Annotated in this window: 1 protein-coding gene and 1 pseudogene; both read left to right on the forward strand. The window is 67.7% G+C overall.

The window, feature by feature from the left end; all coding sequences use genetic code 11:
• Window positions 1-86 precede the first annotated feature (86 nt).
• Window positions 87-1094 (forward strand): annotated as a pseudogene (locus GH737_RS13705) (MutS-related protein); the annotation flags it as partial.
• On the forward strand, window positions 1094-3507 hold a 2414-nt coding region (locus GH737_RS13710), incomplete at its 3' end, for a [protein-PII] uridylyltransferase (protein ID WP_155265345.1). The pseudogene GH737_RS13705 and the gene GH737_RS13710, both read left to right, overlap by 1 nt.

Here is a 3507-nt window from a genome sequence, read left to right on the forward strand (position 1 = left end):
GGTTGGTGAGATAGCCCGCATCGAGACCGAGGATCGCCGCATTGCCGACGTTGGCGTCGAGAACGATGAGACCGGTGAACCGCTTCGAGCTGACCGCGCTCGCCGTCGCCGCAGCGCCGCAGATCACTGGCACCGCAGAAGCGATCGCCCGCATCGACGTCGCGGCGAGCCATGCACACCGAGCAGCGGAAGGCGGCTGGACTTTCCCCCAGCTCACGAACGAGCCGTGCATCGAAGTCGACGCGGGCCGCCACCCCGTCGTCGAAGCCGCGCTCCAGCACGGCGGCGAACGCTTCGTCGCCAACGATTTGTCGATGGGCGCGAACGATCGCCTGTGGCTCATCACCGGCCCCAACATGGGCGGCAAGTCGACCTTCCTGCGCCAGGCCGCCCTGATCGCCGTGCTCGCGCAGTCTGGCAGCTTCGTCCCGGCCGCACGCGCGAAGATCGGCATCGTCGACCGCCTGTTCAGCCGCGTCGGCGCCTCCGACAATCTCTCCCGCGGCCGCTCGACCTTTATGGTCGAGATGGTCGAGACCGCGGCGATTCTCGCCCAGGCGACTCCGAAAAGCCTCGTCATCCTCGACGAGATCGGCCGGGGCACCTCGACTTACGACGGACTCGCGATCGCCTGGGCGGTGGTCGAGGCAATGCACGATCAGGTGAAGTGCCGGACGCTCTTCGCGACGCACTATCACGAGCTGACGCGGCTCGCCGGCAGGCTCGACTCACTCTCGCTCCACCACGTCCGCGCACGCGAGTGGAAGGGCGACCTCGTCCTGCTCCACGAGCTCGCCGACGGCGCCGCCGACCGAAGCTACGGGATCGCGGTCGCCAAGCTCGCCGGCCTGCCGCCCGCCGTGGTCGCGCGCGCCAAGTCCGTGCTCGCCAAGCTCGAGGCAGGCCGCGACGCGACCGGCGGGATCGCAGCCGGACTCGACGATTTGCCCCTTTTTGCCGCGACCGCGGAACCGGAGCACGGCCCCGACCCGCTCACCGCCGCCCTCGCCGAGATTGAGCCAGACAACCTGACTCCGCGCGAGGCGCTCGAGCAATTATATCGGCTCAAGAGACTGGCGTCCGGGCAGGGCTGATGAGCTTCCACGAGATCGACAACCAGCGCGCGATCATCGACCGTCGCGCGGTTGCCGACCGGCTCGCCGGCCTTCGCTCAGGCAAGAAGCTCACCGGCAGCGCAGCAACCATACTTGGCGAGGTCCTCGAGCATGGCCGCGCGGAAGTTGCGACGCGCCTGGCACGGGAGCCGGGGAACGGCCGCGCAGCGGCGCGGGCCACTGCCTTCCTTCACGACCAGATCGTTCGCCTCGCCCATGATTTCGTCTGCAGCCGGATAATCGACCTGCCGGTGGAGGGGCTCGGACTGATCGGGCTCGGCGGCACCGGCCGCGGAGAGATGGCGCCGTTCAGCGACCTCGACCTGATGTTCCTGACAGCGAAAGCGCCGACGCCGGACCAGGAGCAAACCGCCGGGGCGATCCTGCACCTTTTGTGGGACCTGAAGCTCAAGGTCGGCCATTCGGTGCGCTCGACCGCGCAGCTCATCGCGCTCGCCAAAAAGGACATGACGGTCCGCACCGCCTTCCTCGAAGCGCGCTGGCTATGGGGTGATGAGAAACTGTTCGATGCCGCGATGCGGCGCTTCCGCAAGGAGGTGGTCGCCGGAACCGCAAGCGAGTTCGTCGCCGCAAAGCTCGCCGAGCGCGACGAGCGCCACGTCAAGATGGGCGACAGCCGCTACGTCGTCGAGCCTAACGTCAAGGACGGCAAGGGCGGCCTTCGCGACCTCCATGCGCTCTATTGGATCGGCAAATATGTCCACGGCGTCGAGCGCCCGGCGGACCTCGTCGGCGCGGGGCTTCTCACCGCGGCGGAGTTTCGCCGCTTCGACCGGGCGGAACGCTTCTTCTGGTCGGTGCGCTGCCACCTCCACCTGCTCGCCGGACGCCCCGAGGAGCGGCTGAGCTTCGATTACCAGCCGCGGATCGCGGAGATCATGAACTACGCCGACCGGCCGGGGAAATCGGCGGTCGAGCGCTTCATGCAATTCTACTTCATCAACGCGAGGACCGTCGGCGACCTCACTGGGCTGTTCCTCGCGCAACTCGACGAGCAGCTCGGCAAGAAGGGCTTCCGCTTCGCGCTTCCTACCATCCGCCGCCGCCCGAAGCGGCTCGGAGGTTTCGTGCTCGACCGCGGACGGATCTCGATGCCCTCGGACGATTTCTTTCGCGCCGACCCCGTTCGCCTGCTCGAACTGTTCGCGTTCGCGGCCCGCGAGCAGCTCGAAATCCACCCGACGGCAATGCGAGCCGCGACCCGCGACGCGGTGCTGATCGACCGCTCCGTCCGCCGCGATCCCGCGGCAAACGCGCTGTTCATGGAAGCATTGACCTGCGTACATTCGCCCGAGCTGGTGCTGCGCTGGATGAATGAGGCCGGCGTGTTCGGCCGCTTCGTTCCTGACTTCGGCCGCGTCGTCGCGCAGATGCAGTTCGACATGTACCACCATTATACGGTCGACGAGCATTCGATCCGGGCGATCGGCCTGCTGGCGGCAATCGAACGCGGCGAGCTCAAGAACGATCATCCGATCTCGACCGCCATCTTCCGGCAGATCGCCTCGCGCCGCGTGCTCTATGTCGCCGTTCTGCTGCACGACATCGCAAAGGGGCGCGGCGGCGACCACAGCGTCATCGGCGCCGACATCGCGCTCAAGCTTTGCCCGCGCTTTGGACTCGATCCGGCGGAGACGGAGACCGTTTCCTGGCTAGTCCGCTACCACCTGCTGCTCTCGTCGACCGCGTTCAAGCGCGATCTCGCCGACCCCAAGACGATCGAGGACTTCGTCCGCCAGGTGCAAAGCCCGGAGCGGCTGAGGCTGCTCCTCATCCTGACCGTTGTCGACATCCGCGCCGTCGGGCCCGGGATCTGGAACGAATGGAAGCGTACGCTCCTTCGCACGCTGTTCGAAGCGGCCGAGGAGCGGCTTCGGCTGGGACACAAGCAGCACGGCCGAACCGAGCTGGTGCGCGCGCGCCAGAAGGAACTGGCGAGAGCGCTCGGCTGGAAGGCCAGCGCGGCGAAGGCGCACGCGAGGCGCCTGCCCGACAGCTATTGGCTCGCCGAGCCGCTCCAGTGGCAGGTCGCCAACGCGCGCCAGGTCGCGGAAACTGAGGCGCGGTTTGGCGATGCCAAGCCGAGCGTTGCCGTCGCGGAGGACCCGGAAAGCGGCGCGATGCGCGTAAGCGTCTTCACCCCCGACCGCGAGGGCCTCTTCTACCGAATCTGCGCGGGTCTCGCGTCGGTCGGGGCGAACATCATCGATGCGCGGATCCACACCACCCGCGACGGCGTCGCGCTCGACAATCTCCTCGTCCACGACGGGCGCGGCCAGGCCTATCGCGACCGCCGGCAACGCGCGCGCCTGGCGAAGGCCGAGCTTCTCGCGGCCCTTGGGATAGAGCACCACGCTCTTGGCCTCGATTG

The organism is Sphingomonas segetis, assembly GCF_009720245.1.
In the GTDB taxonomy this organism is placed as follows: Bacteria; Pseudomonadota; Alphaproteobacteria; order Sphingomonadales; family Sphingomonadaceae; genus Sphingomicrobium; species Sphingomicrobium segetis.